Annotated in this window: 22 protein-coding genes; 18 read left to right on the top strand and 4 right to left on the bottom strand. The window is 37.8% G+C overall.

Annotated elements, in window-relative coordinates; all coding sequences use genetic code 11:
- Nucleotides 1-23 precede the first annotated feature (23 nt).
- The 8 genes from rpmG to ACFX4G_RS02215 all read left to right on the top strand — a co-directional run bounded on the left by rpmG (nucleotide 24) and on the right by ACFX4G_RS02215 (nucleotide 5,827).
- Nucleotides 24-173 carry a 50S ribosomal protein L33 gene (gene rpmG, locus ACFX4G_RS02250; protein ID WP_013059189.1) on the top strand — a complete coding sequence of 50 codons (150 nt, stop codon included), beginning with the start codon at nucleotides 24-26 and terminating at the stop codon, nucleotides 171-173.
- 46 nt (nucleotides 174-219) lie between these two features.
- The gene (locus ACFX4G_RS02245) at nucleotides 220-786 is read left to right on the top strand and encodes a 5-formyltetrahydrofolate cyclo-ligase (RefSeq protein WP_025750520.1); all 567 of its coding nucleotides are present in this window, start codon (nucleotides 220-222) and stop codon (nucleotides 784-786) included.
- Nucleotides 773-1,570: a DUF92 domain-containing protein gene (locus ACFX4G_RS02240; protein ID WP_377572756.1), complete on the top strand. Its 798-nt coding sequence runs from the start codon at nucleotides 773-775 to the stop codon at nucleotides 1,568-1,570. Before ACFX4G_RS02245 ends, ACFX4G_RS02240 begins: the two co-directional genes overlap by 14 nt.
- Before the next feature lie 51 nt (nucleotides 1,571-1,621).
- Nucleotides 1,622-1,798, top strand: a complete 177-nt coding sequence (locus ACFX4G_RS02235; protein WP_013059186.1) for a hypothetical protein — start codon at nucleotides 1,622-1,624, stop codon at nucleotides 1,796-1,798.
- Nucleotides 1,799-1,933: 135 nt separating this feature from the next.
- Nucleotides 1,934-3,454, top strand: coding sequence for a rhomboid family intramembrane serine protease (locus ACFX4G_RS02230; protein ID WP_377572754.1), 1,521 nt, complete (start codon nucleotides 1,934-1,936; stop codon nucleotides 3,452-3,454).
- Nucleotides 3,455-3,635: 181 nt separating this feature from the next.
- A complete protein-coding gene (locus ACFX4G_RS02225; protein ID WP_013059184.1) occupies nucleotides 3,636-3,842 on the top strand; it encodes a YqgQ family protein in 207 nt (68 codons plus the stop codon).
- A 2-nt stretch (nucleotides 3,843-3,844) separates the two neighbouring features.
- Nucleotides 3,845-4,813 (top strand): ROK family glucokinase, encoded by a 969-nt coding sequence (locus ACFX4G_RS02220; protein WP_377572752.1) that lies wholly within the window; start codon nucleotides 3,845-3,847, stop codon nucleotides 4,811-4,813.
- A gap of 111 nt (nucleotides 4,814-4,924) precedes the next feature.
- Nucleotides 4,925-5,827: a M14 family metallopeptidase gene (locus ACFX4G_RS02215; RefSeq protein ID WP_377572750.1), complete on the top strand. Its 903-nt coding sequence runs from the start codon at nucleotides 4,925-4,927 to the stop codon at nucleotides 5,825-5,827.
- Between the two features lie 35 nt (nucleotides 5,828-5,862).
- Here ACFX4G_RS02215 and ACFX4G_RS02210 read toward each other — a convergent pair whose 3' ends face one another.
- Nucleotides 5,863-6,039 carry a DUF2759 domain-containing protein gene (locus ACFX4G_RS02210; RefSeq protein WP_013059181.1) on the bottom strand — a complete coding sequence of 59 codons (177 nt, stop codon included), beginning with the start codon at nucleotides 6,037-6,039 and terminating at the stop codon, nucleotides 5,863-5,865.
- Between the two features lie 208 nt (nucleotides 6,040-6,247).
- On the opposite strand from ACFX4G_RS02210, the gene ACFX4G_RS02205 reads away from it, so the two are divergent.
- The gene (locus tag ACFX4G_RS02205; protein ID WP_377572748.1) at nucleotides 6,248-6,880 is read left to right on the top strand and encodes an MBL fold metallo-hydrolase; all 633 of its coding nucleotides are present in this window, start codon (nucleotides 6,248-6,250) and stop codon (nucleotides 6,878-6,880) included.
- Between the two features lie 37 nt (nucleotides 6,881-6,917).
- Here the strand turns inward: ACFX4G_RS02205 and ACFX4G_RS02200 are convergent, their stop codons facing one another.
- Nucleotides 6,918-7,154, bottom strand: a complete 237-nt coding sequence (locus tag ACFX4G_RS02200; protein WP_377572746.1) for a DUF2626 domain-containing protein — start codon at nucleotides 7,152-7,154, stop codon at nucleotides 6,918-6,920.
- Nucleotides 7,155-7,416: 262 nt separating this feature from the next.
- On the opposite strand from ACFX4G_RS02200, the gene ACFX4G_RS02195 reads away from it, so the two are divergent.
- From ACFX4G_RS02195 to ACFX4G_RS02155, 9 genes are all read left to right on the top strand, one after another.
- Nucleotides 7,417-7,800: a Spx/MgsR family RNA polymerase-binding regulatory protein gene (locus tag ACFX4G_RS02195; RefSeq protein ID WP_013059178.1), complete on the top strand. Its 384-nt coding sequence runs from the start codon at nucleotides 7,417-7,419 to the stop codon at nucleotides 7,798-7,800.
- A 268-nt stretch (nucleotides 7,801-8,068) separates the two neighbouring features.
- Complete coding sequence (gene comGA / locus ACFX4G_RS02190) at nucleotides 8,069-9,121, top strand: competence type IV pilus ATPase ComGA (RefSeq protein ID WP_013085018.1); 1,053 nt, start codon at nucleotides 8,069-8,071, stop codon at nucleotides 9,119-9,121.
- Nucleotides 9,112-10,158, top strand: a complete 1,047-nt coding sequence (gene comGB, locus ACFX4G_RS02185) for a competence type IV pilus assembly protein ComGB (protein WP_377572744.1) — start codon at nucleotides 9,112-9,114, stop codon at nucleotides 10,156-10,158. The genes comGA and comGB overlap by 10 nt, the downstream gene beginning before the upstream one ends.
- Nucleotides 10,159-10,172: 14 nt before the next feature.
- Nucleotides 10,173-10,484 carry a competence type IV pilus major pilin ComGC gene (gene comGC, locus ACFX4G_RS02180; protein WP_013059175.1) on the top strand — a complete coding sequence of 104 codons (312 nt, stop codon included), beginning with the start codon at nucleotides 10,173-10,175 and terminating at the stop codon, nucleotides 10,482-10,484.
- On the top strand, nucleotides 10,426-10,908 hold the full coding sequence (comGD, locus tag ACFX4G_RS02175; RefSeq protein WP_377572742.1) for a competence type IV pilus minor pilin ComGD: 483 nt from the start codon (nucleotides 10,426-10,428) through the stop codon (nucleotides 10,906-10,908). Before comGC ends, comGD begins: the two co-directional genes overlap by 59 nt.
- The gene (locus ACFX4G_RS02170) at nucleotides 10,892-11,230 is read left to right on the top strand and encodes a prepilin-type N-terminal cleavage/methylation domain-containing protein (protein WP_377572740.1); all 339 of its coding nucleotides are present in this window, start codon (nucleotides 10,892-10,894) and stop codon (nucleotides 11,228-11,230) included. Before comGD ends, ACFX4G_RS02170 begins: the two co-directional genes overlap by 17 nt.
- Nucleotides 11,227-11,664, top strand: a complete 438-nt coding sequence (gene comGF, locus ACFX4G_RS02165; RefSeq protein ID WP_013059172.1) for a competence type IV pilus minor pilin ComGF — start codon at nucleotides 11,227-11,229, stop codon at nucleotides 11,662-11,664. Before ACFX4G_RS02170 ends, comGF begins: the two co-directional genes overlap by 4 nt.
- Nucleotides 11,654-12,028, top strand: a complete 375-nt coding sequence (gene comGG, locus ACFX4G_RS02160; RefSeq protein WP_377572738.1) for a competence type IV pilus minor pilin ComGG — start codon at nucleotides 11,654-11,656, stop codon at nucleotides 12,026-12,028. The genes comGF and comGG overlap by 11 nt, the downstream gene beginning before the upstream one ends.
- Before the next feature lie 43 nt (nucleotides 12,029-12,071).
- The gene (locus ACFX4G_RS02155) at nucleotides 12,072-12,257 is read left to right on the top strand and encodes a YqzE family protein (RefSeq protein WP_013059170.1); all 186 of its coding nucleotides are present in this window, start codon (nucleotides 12,072-12,074) and stop codon (nucleotides 12,255-12,257) included.
- A gap of 24 nt (nucleotides 12,258-12,281) precedes the next feature.
- Here ACFX4G_RS02155 and ACFX4G_RS02150 read toward each other — a convergent pair whose 3' ends face one another.
- Together ACFX4G_RS02150 and ACFX4G_RS02145 are read right to left on the bottom strand one after the other, a co-directional pair.
- Entirely contained in the window at nucleotides 12,282-13,106 is an 825-nt protein-coding gene (locus tag ACFX4G_RS02150) for a YqhG family protein (RefSeq protein ID WP_013059169.1), read from the bottom strand.
- On the bottom strand, nucleotides 13,093-14,766 hold the full coding sequence (locus ACFX4G_RS02145; RefSeq protein ID WP_377572736.1) for a DEAD/DEAH box helicase: 1,674 nt from the start codon (nucleotides 14,764-14,766) through the stop codon (nucleotides 13,093-13,095). Before ACFX4G_RS02145 ends, ACFX4G_RS02150 begins: the two co-directional genes overlap by 14 nt.
- Between the last annotated feature and the right edge of the window lie 115 nt (nucleotides 14,767-14,881).

Raw genomic sequence — 14,881 nt, 5'->3', positions numbered from 1 at the left:
TATAATGTTTGGAGGGAAAATAGATGCGCGTAAACGTTACATTAGCTTGCACTGAAACTGGTGACCGTAATTACATTACAACTAAAAACAAGCGTAATAACCCAGATCGTCTTGAGTTAAAAAAATACAGCCCAAGACTTAAAAAAGTTACACTTCATCGTGAAACAAAGTAAGCAGTAGGAGTACAATCCTGCTGTTTTTTTTATAGGGGGAATTAGAATGAAATCTCATCTGCGCAAAGAGATGAAGCGGGTTCTTAATTTAATTTCTGAAGAGCAGCACGAGGCACATTCAACAAGCATAGCAAATGCACTGTATGAAACTTGTTTATGGAAAGAAGCTAGAGTCATTGCAGCTACGGTTTCAAGAAATAAAGAAGTTAATACGAAAGCCATCATTGAACGTGCTTGGAAAGATGGGAAGAAAGTAGCTGTTCCAAAATGCAACCCCACAACATCTCAAATGGTTTTCTACGAGATTACGAATTTTTCACAGCTTGAAACAGTATACTACGGGTTAGCGGAGCCAATTGTTGAAGAAACTGTTCCCGTTTCAAAATCTTCAATTGATTTACTCCTTGTGCCTGGCGTGGTATATAGTAAAAATGGATATCGTATCGGCTATGGAGGCGGCTATTACGATCGTTATCTAACAGATTATAGCGGACAGAAGCTAAGCCTTGCGTTTGATTGTCAAGTCGTTTCAGAGGTTCCATATGAATCTCATGATATTCCCGTGGAATATATTTTGACAGAGAAGGAGCTTATTTGCTGTGAATCTGTTTGATGCTGTCATGATAATTGTAATATTACTCATGGCAGGAGCAGGCTACATAGCAAAAGCACTGACAGTATCGGGAGCCTGCATGTCTTTTATCGTAGGAGCGAGCGTTTATATCGGTTTTTCGCTTCAAGGTTTTTTACTCTTACTCTTATTTTTTAGCACTTCTACGTTGTGTAGTAAGTACAAAAAAGAAAAAAAACGTGCATTAGAAGAAAAGCTAGAGAAGCACGACAGGCGAGATTATATTCAAGTCCTTGCTAATGGAGGTGTAGCTGCTGCTTGCGGTTTGTTATATGCTGTAACAGCTTTTCCTGTTTACATGTGGATGTTTATGATCAGTATCTCAGCTGCTAATGCGGATACGTGGGCATCTGAAATAGGGTCTCTTAGTAAGAAGCCGCCGTTTTACCTTTGGACGTTAAAGAGAGTAGAAGCGGGTACCTCAGGAGCCGTTTCACTTTTAGGCACAGCAGCCGGAGCAGCCGGAGCTTTTCTTATTGCTGCCGCTTGTTATTTTGCTTTTCCATCCGTATCGCTAAGTAGTATATTGCTAGTCGGGTGCTTTGGTTTTATTGGAAACGCTATAGACACTCTTCTTGGAGCAAGTGTGCAAGTTCGCTTTCGCTGTCAAAGCTGCGGTATTGAAACGGAACGGAAAGATCATTGCCGTAAGCCAACGATAAAAGAGAAAGGAATAACTTTCTTTAACAATGATGTTGTAAATCTTGCCGCTATTTTGCTTGCTGCTTTTACAGGCGGAATCCTTATCCTGCTTTTACCTATATAAGAGCATAAAATGTTCGTCATAGGAGCAAAGTAAACGTAAGGAGGCTTGAAAATGAGACATATTGTATTAGTACTTACGCTTTTAGTTGTTGGAACGCTGGGCTATCAAATGAGATACCGTGTTTTAAATTCGCTGTTTGGAAATTCATTTATCCGTAGTCTAGCTGTTCGTTCATTTTTTAATTTGCCGTTTGTTCGGGATCGTTTAATGAAGCAGGTCTTCCGCTAAGAGCGAAAGATACATAAAAAAACACCTTACAGACCTGTAAGGTGTTTTTTTGTAGAAAAAGAAAAAGGGAAAATCGTTGCTTTTTTCCTGGCTTTCTGCCATCTTTACATATAGAGAGTATGAGGAGGTGACTATTTGTCTAGGCAAGATTTTTATTATTGGCAGCTGGCACAGCAATTGCTTGGCCATTCTTCATATGAGTTGATTTCGATGAAAGCTGATGCTTCAGAGCTATGGTTTCAATCTTCGCATCGCAAAGATAAGTCAATTGTCCGCATAGTCCGCCGGAATTTTAAATCAGCCGTTGAGCAGCAAAAAGATGTATTGTACGCATTACAAAGAGCTGAGAATGTGCGAAAGCAAAGAGGTAAATCAACGCTTACTCTTAACACGATTTACTTTGCTGATTTTGATCCTTTTTATACAGAGCAGTCCTTAGAAAGTGCGCCAAGTCCCTCTAAATTGAATAGTTACGTTGAACAATTAACGGCAGAGAAAGCAAGCGCTTATGAACCTCTATTCGAACGGCTGGGTCTTACATTAGAAAGCGCAGACAATTTCTCTTCCGAAGAAGAAGCACAGCGAATAGAGCAGTGGAAACATAAAATTGTGCTTTTTGTACAGAAAAAACAAAGCGAAGAACAGCAAATAGCGGGATACGGGAAGCCTATTTTTACATATATATTTTTAGCGCTGCAAATCTTAATGTTTCTATTTCTGGAGTGGAAGAGCAGTACACAAAATACGCTCACTCTGATTCAATACGGAGCTAAATACAACCCCTTAATTATGGAAGGCGAATGGTGGCGTTTTTTTACACCTATAATTTTGCATATAGGACTTCTGCATTTGCTTATGAATAGTGTAGCCCTGTATTATTTAGGAACGCTTGTAGAGAGGATATATGGCAGCGGGCGTTTTGTCTTTATTTATATATTTGCCGGGTTTGCAGGATCTCTAGGAAGTTTTATATGGAATACGTCCATTTCCGCAGGAGCCTCAGGGGCCATTTTCGGTTGCTTTGGAGCTTTACTGTTTTTAGCAAGAACAAATCCACGCTTCTTTTTTCGAACAATGGGATCGAGTTTCATTGTCATCATTGTGATTAACTTGATTTTTGGATTTGTTGCGCCGAACGTCGATAATGCAGGACATATTGGCGGTTTGGTTGGCGGATTTTTAGCTGCGAGCATCGTCAGTTTACCGAAACAAAAAAAGCTGTATATTCAGATTCCGGCTTTCATTTGCACGCTTTTATTAGTAGGAAGTCTGCTTTTTTATGGATATCATGAGCGTTCTGTTTATCAAGATGAGCCCTATGCACTCAGCGTAGCGGCTACGTATCTTCAGCAGAAGCAGTATGAAGAAGCAAAAGAGGCCATTAAGCTTTTTGTTGAAAAAGGAACAGGAAATAGTAACGTGTATTTCGTCAGTGCTAGCGCAGAATTTTATCTTGAAAATTATAAAGAAGCTAAACAGCAATTGAATCAGGCTGTAAAGTATGATTCAACTTTTCATGAGGCGTATTACAATTTAGCTCTGGTGAATATGAAATTGAATGATATTACAGCGGCCACACAAAATATCGATAAAGCAATTGCTCTTGAACCGCAAAATGAAAAATACGAAAAGCTGAAGCAAGAGATAGGAAATTAAAACTGTTGAATGACGAATTTAATATTTTATACTTTACTATTGTGAGAACGTTTACTAGAATATTAATATGTAGACCTAGCAGTGGGCGTTAAATACGGCCGCTGTTTATGACTGAATGACTGTTGAGTTATCTCAAAATAAATGAATCATATCACCTAGAAAATAGGATAAAGGTGACAGAATGAATACGTTATATGATGTACAACAATTATTAAAGTCCTTCGGCATTTTTATATACGTGGGCGATCGTATTGCTGATTTAGAGCTGATGGAAGCGGAAGTAAAAGAGTTATATCAGTCTAACTTGATTGATGTACGTGATTACCAAATGGCAATTCTTTTGCTTCGTCGAGAGTTAAAACAACAAAAAGAGAAAAAGGATGAATGAACATGGATGACAAATGGTTAGTTGGAGTTGATTTAGGCGGTACAACAATAAAAATGGCCTTTATTAATCATTATGGAGAAATCATTCACAAGTGGGAAATTAATACGGATGTGAGCGAGCAAGGCCGTAAAATTCCAACGGATATTGCAAAAGCAATTGATAAAAAGTTAAACGATCTTGGAGAAGTAAAATCAAGGTTAGTAGGAATTGGTATTGGTGCACCGGGGCCTGTTAACTTTGCAAACGGTTCGATTGAAGTAGCTGTCAATTTAGGTTGGGAAAAATTCCCTATCAAAGATATCTTGGAAGTAGAAACTTCTCTTCCTGTTGTAGTAGACAATGATGCAAACATTGCAGCGATTGGAGAAATGTGGAAGGGTGCTGGAGACGGAGCAAAAGATTTACTTTGCGTTACGCTTGGCACAGGCGTTGGCGGTGGCGTCATTGCAAACGGTGAAATTGTACAAGGCGTAAATGGAGCCGCTGGTGAGATCGGGCACATTACTTCTATTCCTGAAGGCGGGGCACCGTGTAACTGCGGCAAAACCGGCTGTTTAGAAACCATTGCTTCAGCAACTGGAATTGTACGTTTAACAATGGAAGAATTAACGGAAACGGACAAACCAAGTGAGCTTCGCACGTTGTTAGAACAAAATGGACAAGTTACATCTAAAGATGTATTTGATGCAGCTCGTTCAAAAGACGAGTTAGCTATGCATGTTGTAGATAAAGTTGCTTTTCATTTAGGTCTGGCACTAGCAAACTCTGCTAATGCATTAAACCCTGAGAAGATCGTTCTAGGCGGCGGTGTGTCTCGTGCAGGCGAGGTATTACTTGCACCGGTAAGAGATTATTTCAAACGTTTTGCATTTCCTCGTGTAGCGCAAGGTGCTGAACTAGCAATCGCTACTTTAGGAAACGATGCGGGAATTATTGGAGGAGCTTGGTTAGTTAAATCTTATTTTGAATAATAAGCAAGAATCTAACTGAGATAAAAAAGCGCTTTGACATTTAGTCAAAGCGCTTTTTTATCATGCATCTTTTCAATCTTTACATATACATAGTGTAAAGGAGTGAAGATTATGCAAATTGTAGATATCCAAAAGCCCTACGATTACATGCGAACAATACAAGATATCCAAACACTTTTGACGTACTATCCCTATGGTTCTCTTGAATGGATAGGGTGCAGCGTGCTTGGAAAGCCGATTCCTCATATTTTAATTGGAAACGGAGAAAGAAAGGTTCATATTAATGCGTCTTTTCATGCCAATGAATGGATTACGACAAATGTTCTTCTACAGTTTGTTGAAGATTATTTAGCTGCTCTTCATTACGACAAGGCGTTGAACGGGCAGGAAGCAAGAGCTCTTTTTAATCAAATTACGCTTTCTGCGGTTCCGATTGTTAATCCAGACGGAGTAGATTTGGTCTTAAAAGGTCCTGCTGTAAGTGAACCTTATGCGTCTTTTCTTTCTAAAATAGGCAGAGATTTTCCTGATTTTCAAAGCTGGAAAGCAAATATCCGAGGGGTAGACCTAAACAATCAGTTTCCGGCTTATTGGGAAATTGAAAAAAAGCGCAAAGAACCTAAAGCTCCGCATTATCGGGACTTTCCAGGTTATCAATCTCTGTCTGAACCTGAAGCGCAGGCAATGGTAAAACTCGTTGAGCGTCATGATTTTGATTGTGTGATCGCTTTACATACCCAAGGAGAAGAATTTTACTGGGGGTATATGAATGAAGAGCCGAAGGAAGCGGAGGAAATAGCCAGTTATTTTGAAAGGGTAAGCGGTTATAAAGCAGTCAAAACGATTGATAGTCACGCTGGATTTAAGGATTGGTTTATTTTAGAAAAGAAAAAGCTAGGGTTCACTTTAGAACTGGGGAAAGGAATTAATCCGCTGCCTCTATCTCAAATGTCGCGCGTATATAATCCGACTAAAGCTATTTTAGTTGCGGCAATGGAATATCTATCTATTTGAAAAGCCACGCAAAGCATATGCTTTGCGTGGCTTTTTTAATGATGTACCGCCGGATAACCGTGATGTATAATGGTCATCACGGTAAACCATCCGAACACACCGAATGTTAGTACCGAAAAACCAATGCCTAATATGTTTTTATTTCTAAAAGATGAAATAGCTGCAAATACGCCTAGCAATGTTGTTAGTGCAAAAATAATCATAAGACCCACTCGAAGAAACCTCCTTTAGGCAACTTAAAATTAAAGCGCTATCATTAGCTTATCCCTTTAATTGTAAAACTTTTCTAACCGTTTGTCGAGATGAAAACCAATCTTTCTTTCGCCTTATTAGCTTAGAAAGGTCCTTACTTTCATTTATAAGATGATGTGTGTATGATAATGCATATAACGGAAATAAATTTTACAAGGAGGATACATTATGAACTATCATCGTATACCGCTAGGACCTATTCAAACGAATTGTTATGTCGTTGCTAACGAAAAAAAAGAGTGTTTAGTTTTTGACCCGGGAGCTCAGGGGAAACAGCTCGTTGAATTTCTAGAAAAACAAACGTATAAACCGTTGGCTATTTTGCTGACACACGCTCATTTTGATCACATTGGAGGAGTAGATGAAGTGATGAATCACTACTCTATCCCGCTTTATGTACATAAAAATGAAAAAGAATGGCTTCATAATAGTGATTTAAACGGTTCGAAATTTTTTGATTTAGGAGAAATTACGGCTCCAGATGCAACTGATATTATTTCAATCGAAGGCACTTTAACAATTGGCTCATTCCAATTTGAGGTGTACGAAACGCCTGGCCATTCTCCTGGCAGCGTTTCATATTATTTTAAACCGGGTAACTTTGTAGTATCTGGTGACGCGCTTTTTGCAGGCGGCATTGGACGCACAGATTTACCTGGAGGCAATCAAGCTCAGCTGTTAGAAAGCATCGAATCGAAATTGCTGTCCCTTCCAGAAGATACGCTTGTACTAAGCGGTCACGGACCTGAAACAACTGTGGGGCACGAAATGGATCAAAATCCTTTCCTAAATGGTTTTTAAGAATACAAAAAGCGATGGAAGCCCATCGCTTTTCTCTTTACTGTCCTGCTGTCATCATAAAAGTTGACCAGTACGTGAACCCCACAAAAAAGACGGTCAAATATGCTCCGAAAACGTAAATGTACATTCTTTCAGACAGCTTTAAATAACTAAGAATTACAAAAAAGCCTGTTTGAGCTAAAAAGAGTAAAGAAGTCTTATGCATGTGACCGAGGTAAAACATTACAGTGAAAATTGCTGTCCAGAACCCCATTACACGGTACATTCGTTCCACGTCCATTTCCTCCTTTATCAAACTTAGTTAGTGTCATGATGAATGTCATCGCTGTGTAAGCACTAGAAAGCACTTATGAAACTATATCGATACTTTTCCATTATAATACATCCTTTCTTTCCTGAAAACGCTATCTTTTCCTTGAAATACGACAGAAGAAAAAAAGTTATACAAAACATGTGCAAAATACTATACAAAGGTTATACAAAACGTGTACAATGTATATAAACAATCTATAACTAAAAAAACGGGAGGGTTTCATATGGAAGAAATTAAATTTTATACGTACCCGAGCTGTACATCTTGTCGTAAAACGAAAAAGTGGCTAGTGAAGGAAGATGTAAATTTTAAAGAGCGTCATTTATTTAGAGAAACACCTACTCATAAAGAAATGCTTGAACTTCTTTCTATGACAACAGAAGGGATGGATGAACTTCTTGCTAAAAGAAGTCAAGAATATAAAAAGTTAAATGTTGATGTGGATAGCATGACACTATCAGAAGTGGTCAATTTATTAATTGAACATCCTCGTTTGCTTCGCCGACCAATTTTAACAGATGGTAAAAAACTTGTAGTAGGCTATAATGAATCTGCTCTTAAAAATTTAGTCAAGAAAAAAACAAGTCTTGCTTCTCTAGTTGTGTAAGCGTACATGATGAAGAAGCTCAATTCAGTAAATAATGAATAAAACGACAGCGTAGAGTTTTACATCACGTTGTCTTTTTTTATGTAGTCGTTTAGAGGTGTACAGAAGTTGTACATCGTGTACAAGGACTGAAGGGAAGAAAAGAAGCGTATACTAAAAAATTATAAAAAATGAAAAAAGAAGGAGGAAAATCTCGAAAAAGGTCGAAATTACTTTTTCTAGATGTTTTACCAATCATCTTGATTACAAATAAAGGAGTGATGATCGTTTGACCGAAATTGAACAGTTTGCTACTTACGTTATACGAGATGCATATGAGTGCCGAAGTTCTGATGTGCATATTGTGCCCCGAAAGAAAGATGCTGTGATTCAGCTGCGAATTGACCAGGAGCTTATTTTAAAGAGGGTTATTTCAAAGGAAATGTCTGAACGGCTCATTTCGCATTTTAAATTTTTAGGGGGAATGGATATTGGTGAGCGCAGAAAACCTCAAAATGGTGCATTGACCACTTCCATTGATCACTATCAAGTAAATTTGCGTTTATCAACTCTTCCTACTTCTCATGATGAAAGTCTTGTTATTCGGCTTTTGCCTCATCAACAATCTACATCTCTCAAACATTTATCTCTTTTTCCTGAACATACTAAAAAGCTTATTTCTCTCTTGAAATTCTCTCATGGATTAATTATTTTTACCGGTCCTACAGGATCAGGTAAAACCACTACTCTATATACTCTTTTACACGAAGTAAAGCACCTTTTTAATCGAAATGTTATTACACTAGAAGATCCTATTGAAAAACCGAGTGAAACTGTGCTTCAAGTACAGGTAAATGAACGGGCGGGAATTACGTACACGACTGGTTTAAAAGCTATATTGCGCCATGACCCAGACATTATCATGGTGGGAGAAATAAGAGATAGTGAGACTGCCAAAATTGCTGTGAGAGCAGCGCTTACCGGACACTTGGTTTTGACAACGATGCATACTAAAGATACAAAAGGATCTTTGTACAGGCTGCTTGAGTTTGGCGTTAGCTTTCAAGAAATGGAACAGACTCTTGTAGCAGTAGCTGCACAGCGCCTTGTAGAAATTCGCTGTCCGCTGTGTTCCGGAAAATGCCACCCCGCTTGTAAAAAAATGAGGAAGCATCGTCAGTCCAGCATATACGAATTGCTTTATGGAAAGGAGCTTAGCGCAGTGATGAGAGAAGTGAAAGGAGAAAATGCGGATTATGATTATAAGACGCTCCGAGATGTGATTCTAAAAGGAATCGCGCTAGGCTATTTATATCCGCATTCGCTAGACGGATGGGGATAAAGACAAATAGACAAAAAAGGTGGTCTCTTGCTCAGCAAGCGACAATTCTTAAGCAGGTCTCTAAGCTCTTGGAAAAAGGCTATACTCTTTCTCAAGCTCTTTCGTTTTTGACGTTTCAAGTATCTAACAAAGAAAAAACGGATATTGAAAAATGTCTTGAGCAGTTAAAACGAGGAGAATCTTTGCACGATGCTTTTGTTAAACTTCAGTTTCACCGTGATATTTTAAGCTATTTATATTTTGCGGAACAGCATGGAAACCTTCAATTTGCTTTAAAAGAAAGCAGCTCAATGATTGAAGAAAAAGTAAGGCATCGTAAAAAATTTCAAAAGCTTGTTCAATATCCCGTATTGCTACTGCTGTTTATTCTTTCCATTTTATTTGTTTTAAGTACGGTTTTACTTCCACAGTTTGAAGCTCTGTACTTATCCTTTGGAAACAAGCAGTCTTCGTTTATCCTCTTATTTATGCAGGCGATGTCGTTCTTTCCTTTTGTATTGCCTGCAGTCATCAGTATGCCAATCATCCTGTATTTGTTTTATGTGATGTACATTAAAAAATTGCCTCCAGTAGTTCAAATGCAGCTCTTTATGAAAGTTCCCGTTATCCGAACGTTCACACGGCTATTTAACTCGTACTTTTTTTCTGTTCATATGAGCAATTTACTAAATGGTGGTTTATCTATTTATGAATGCTTTGCTCTTTTTCAAAAGCAAGAGCATCATCCGTTTTTTCAAGTGGAAGCTTTTGCTTTTACAGATCAACTTTCCTCAGGAATGCGATTAGATCATATCGTTTCAGGTAAATCTCATTATGAAAAAGACTTGGCACACGTTATTGTGCATGGCCAGCAGAACGGTGAGCTTTCTCAAGAACTGTATGATTACAGTCTATTTATGATGGAAAGAATGGAACAGTTTATTTTTCGTATTTTAAAATATGTACAGCCACTTACATTCTTATTCATCGGAATTGTCATTCTGCTTATGTATATGTCCGTTATGCTTCCGATGTTAGAAGTGATGTCGAGCTTGTAGAAAGGGGAAAGAATATGATTCTAAAAGGTGATAAAGGATTTACCCTTATTGAAATGCTCATTGTTATGCTCGTTATTACCGTGCTTTTGCTCATTATGATTCCAAATGTATTAAAGCATAATACGGTTATTAACAACAAAGGCTGCTCAGCTCTTGTCAAAACCGTAGAGGCTGAGGTACAAGTATACGAACTTGAAAATGGCGAAAAACCAAGTCTAGAAGAGCTTGAAGCAGGAGGCTACTTAAAAGAAGGCACCGTGTGTCCAAATGGTCAAGCCATTCAAATTGACGGTACCGGAAAGGTTACAGCTAGTGGTTCTTCTTAAGCAAAAAGGATTTACCCTCATTGAGATGCTGATGGTTTTATTTATTGTGCAAGTGATGATGTTTTCCATTATTGTAGCCATTCGTCCGCTTGTGGAATATTACAACATCACATTATTTTTGCGACAGCTGCAAAGCGACACGTTTTATGTGCAGCAGACAGCCATGAACCGAGAATCTCCAATTAAAATTAACTTCGCACCGAAGGGAACAGAATATATTGTTTCTGATTCTCGTGCCGTTCTTTATAAGCGCGCCTATGACTCCACCATTCATATCACGTTTGGAAGCGGAAATTCCACGATACAATACAACAAAAACGGCAATATTTCTCAAGCGAAGACCATTTTTATCAGCAATCAAAAATTTAAATATAAAGTTATTTTTCAAATAGGCAGAGGGCGTTTTTATGTGGACAAGATCTAAGGGTCAGCAGGGCTACACTTTGTTAGAAATGCTTGTTTCATTTAGTATGCTTTTACTCCTAACCGGTACAATTATTCCTTTGTATGTTCAGATGAAGGAAGCAGAAAAGAAGCAATATGTTTCGTATCAAGCCGATGCTATCTTGCACGAAGAGCTATTGAAATATAAATATGAAGCAGGATATAAACGGCGAGAAAAAATCGTAAAAGAAAACGTTGCGTTTTATCTGAAGTGGGACGGAGAAAGTGCTCAAAAGCTTTGTGTAGAATGGACAGATTCCGCTGAGAAAATGAAAAAGAAGTGTGATGTGGTGTTGAAGTGAAAAGGGAAAAAGGTTTTACGCTTGTAGAGATGTTAGTCAGTTTTACTCTTTTTTTGATCATTGTTTCATTTTTCCCCATTATCATTCCGCTAGCGAAGCAAACATATAATCCGGACTTTAGTATGAATGAAATGGAGTGGGAAATCTTTGTAAATCAACTTGCTATGGAATATCGAGAAGCAAAAGAAGTAGGAATTCATGCGACTACGCTTACGTTGAAAATGGAAAATAATCAGATCATCACTTATGAACGCTATGAAGACAAGATAAGAAGACGAGTGGATGAAAGCGGTCATGAAGTTGTGCTGCAGCACATTAAGAATATTATGTATGAACAGCAAAAAGAAAGGCTGTTAATTCGTTCAACAGACGGTGTTAACAAAGTTAGAGAAGAAACCATTACGACGTTTTTGATGCTTGCTCATGAAACATAATGAGCAAGGATTTATTCTCCCCGTTGTTTTGGCATTTTGTGCGCTTTTTCTTCTGTTAGTAGCTCAGCAAACCACTTATTTTGTGACGAAAAGTTCATTTTATCAAGAAGTAGAGCAGAAAAATCGCCTGCAGCATCTTTTAGAAAACGCGGTTGTACATCTAAAAAAAGAAATAAAAGAACATAATAAATCTCCATTTGCATCTTTAGTATTAGAAACTGGTACGGTTTCATACGAAGTAGTAAGTGAAGATGAACAGATGATTATCCTAAAAATAAAATGTCAAACATTGCAAGGAAGAGCATTGACGGAAACGGCATATATTCAAAAAAAGGATCAGCACATTGTGAAGTGGACGGATTAAGTCTCTTTCTCTCCGGATATAATAGTGCTGAGGAGTTGATTATATGAAAACGAATGATTATGTAAAATATATGACTCAGCAATTTGTACAATATATGGATCAGCCAAAAGAAGAGAGGAAAACGAAAAAAATTCAAAAAAAAGAAGAGCGAGCACCTTTTGCAAACAGATGGTTTGGAATGATTCCGCTGTCGTTTATGCTGTGGTATCGAAAGAAAAAAGAAAGATGAGCATATTATATGCTCATCTTTTTTTTAACCGGCTTGTGTTTTGTTAAATTGACGAGACATCGTTTCAGGCGATATGTAAAATAAGCCACCGTTTATAAACTTAAACAAGATAGTCGGCTCGTACAGTTCTTGAAGCGCTGTTTTTTCGGTCATATATATTTCTGGCAGCTCTTCTGCTGTTTCGTAAAAATGATCTAGAAGCGCTAAGTCTTCATACCATCTCTCCTGAGCTTTTTCAGCCCATTCAGTTGGCTGAGCTTTAACATAGTCAGTCACATATGATGTGAGTCGTGCGATGGCACTTTTAGGTTTAATAAAAGGTGAGAGAGTAAAGCAATAGTCTGAGATTTTAGATGACAAATTTTGATTAATGATTAATTCATGAAATGATTCAATAATCTGTCCATTGATTAAATTAATGCCAAGCGACAAGAGCTCATCTTTTTTACGATCGCATTTGTATGAGACTTTAATATTTAATGCAAGCCAAGGGTGTAAAGGCTGATTTGTTGGCTGAGCTGAGGCAACTTGTTCATACAAGTGAATAAACCCGCCTAGTTTTTGAGTAGAAGCGAAAATTTGGTGCAGCCTAGGTGAACCGAAATGAATTCGTTCTCCTTGAACGGAATCGTCTTCAAATGCTGGGTCTGTAATGAAAGTGAGCGAAGCAGGAGTTGCTTCTCCTCCCGTCTTTTCAATATAGTGCCAATAAAATGGACGATTCATCAATTCTTTATCGAGTTCAATCGTTAATTGAACCGTCAGGTAAGAAGATGTTTCTGTGACAATAGAACAATTATTAGCTAGAAAATAACGCTTTAAAAATTGGTGAATATCAGTTTGCTGCATGCTGATCCTCCTCGCTGTCTTCGTATTGAATAATAGACGTCAAGTTCTCCATTTTGATTTTTATTTCTCCTTCACTCCGTGAATGAAATAAAATATCCTGAATATGCTCTTCGATATTTTTTAAATCAAGCTTTGTTAAAATATCATCTAGCTCTCCAACAACTCGTTCAAAAAGGTTTATTTTTTCGTATAACAATTTTAAAATATGTTCTTCGACCGTATGTTGAATGGCTAAATTGTAAATGTGAACATCATGTTTTTGACCTAAACGATGGACCCTTCCAATTCGCTGTTCTAGACGCATTGGATTCCACGGCAGATCATAGTTAATGATATGATGACAAAACTGAAGATTGATTCCTTCTCCGCCTGCTTCAGTGGCAATAAATACTTGCGCGTGGCTTTCAAAAAGCTGCTTCATCCAGTCTTTTTTACCTCGCTTAAATCCGCCTCTAAAAGGTACAGAGGTAATTCCATGCTGTTTTAAATACCACTGTAAATACAGTTGAGTTGCTCTGTACTCAGTAAAAATAATGACTTTATCATCAATTTTCTGAACGAGTTCTAGCACTTTTTCTGCTTTTGCATTTTGCGGAACTTGCTGAAGTAGTTCCATTAACGGAGTAATCATATGTTCCGTTAATGCGCTGTTTGGATCTTCCTGACGTTCCATCATGTTTTTTAATGTCATATACACCGCTTCACGGCTGCTGCAGGCCTCTCGCTGCAGGGTTAAAATTGAAAAAGCGCTTGAAGGGTGGAGTCCGTTTCCTTTAAAAGATGTAATCGCATCGTATAGCTCCCGTTCTTTCGGCGAGAATTCAACAGGAATGGTTTGAACAATTCGCTTCGTCCATTCGATACCCGTATCGTGGCGGCGATTTCGAATCATAACTTTGTTAACAAGCTCTTTTAAGTGTTCATCGTTTTGCAAAGAGCGTTTTTTAGCGGAAAATAATTCTTCGAAATAGTCTTTATTGCCGAGATGACCAGGCTTTAAAAGAGAGACTAAGTTAAAAATTTCTTCAATTCGATTTTGAATCGGTGTTGCGGTTAGCAACAGACAAAATTTCTTTTTTAGACTTTGCACAAATTCATAGTTTTTTGTTTTGTTGTTTTTAAGTTTATGAGCTTCATCAATGATGATGAGGTCGTAGTCTTGTTCTAGCACAATTTCTCGATGAGGAGAACGTTTTGCTGTATCAATTGAAGACACAACGATGTCACACTGATCCCACACATATGATTTTCTTTGAGGGACTGCGGGAATATAAAATTTTTGGTTCAATTCCATAGCCCACTGTGAAACAAGCGAAGCTGGAACTAAAATGAGAACTTTTTTAACAAGTCCGCGAATCATATATTCCTTCAAAATTAACCCTGCTTCAATCGTTTTGCCCAGTCCTACTTCATCTGCTAAAATGGCTTTCCCATTCATTGTTTCAACTACTTGTTTGGCTACTTCGAGCTGATGAGGAAGCGGCGTTAAATCGGCTAGATGTTTTGGGCTTTGTAGTCCTTCAAATTCTGAGATAAGCGTTTGGTCTTCTATTTCATAGGCAAGTTTATACAAATCCCATGCAGACCAAGGGCCGTCTTGCTCCAATTTAGTTGAGAAGGCTGCTTCCCATGTTTCATCGATGTTTAATTTCACTTTCATGATAAAAATGCTCCTTTGTGAAAAATTTTTATTGAACAAATGATAAGAATCAGGTAGGATAAAAATATATTTAGAAAATTTGAAAAAGAAAATAGATTAGCACTTTACAAATGAT

The organism is Priestia sp. YIM B13486, assembly GCF_042787865.1.
GTDB classification, from domain to species: Bacteria; Bacillota; Bacilli; order Bacillales; family Bacillaceae_H; genus Priestia; species Priestia megaterium.
Note: the sequence above shows the minus strand (reverse complement) of the source record. Positions and strands in the feature narration are given on the sequence as shown.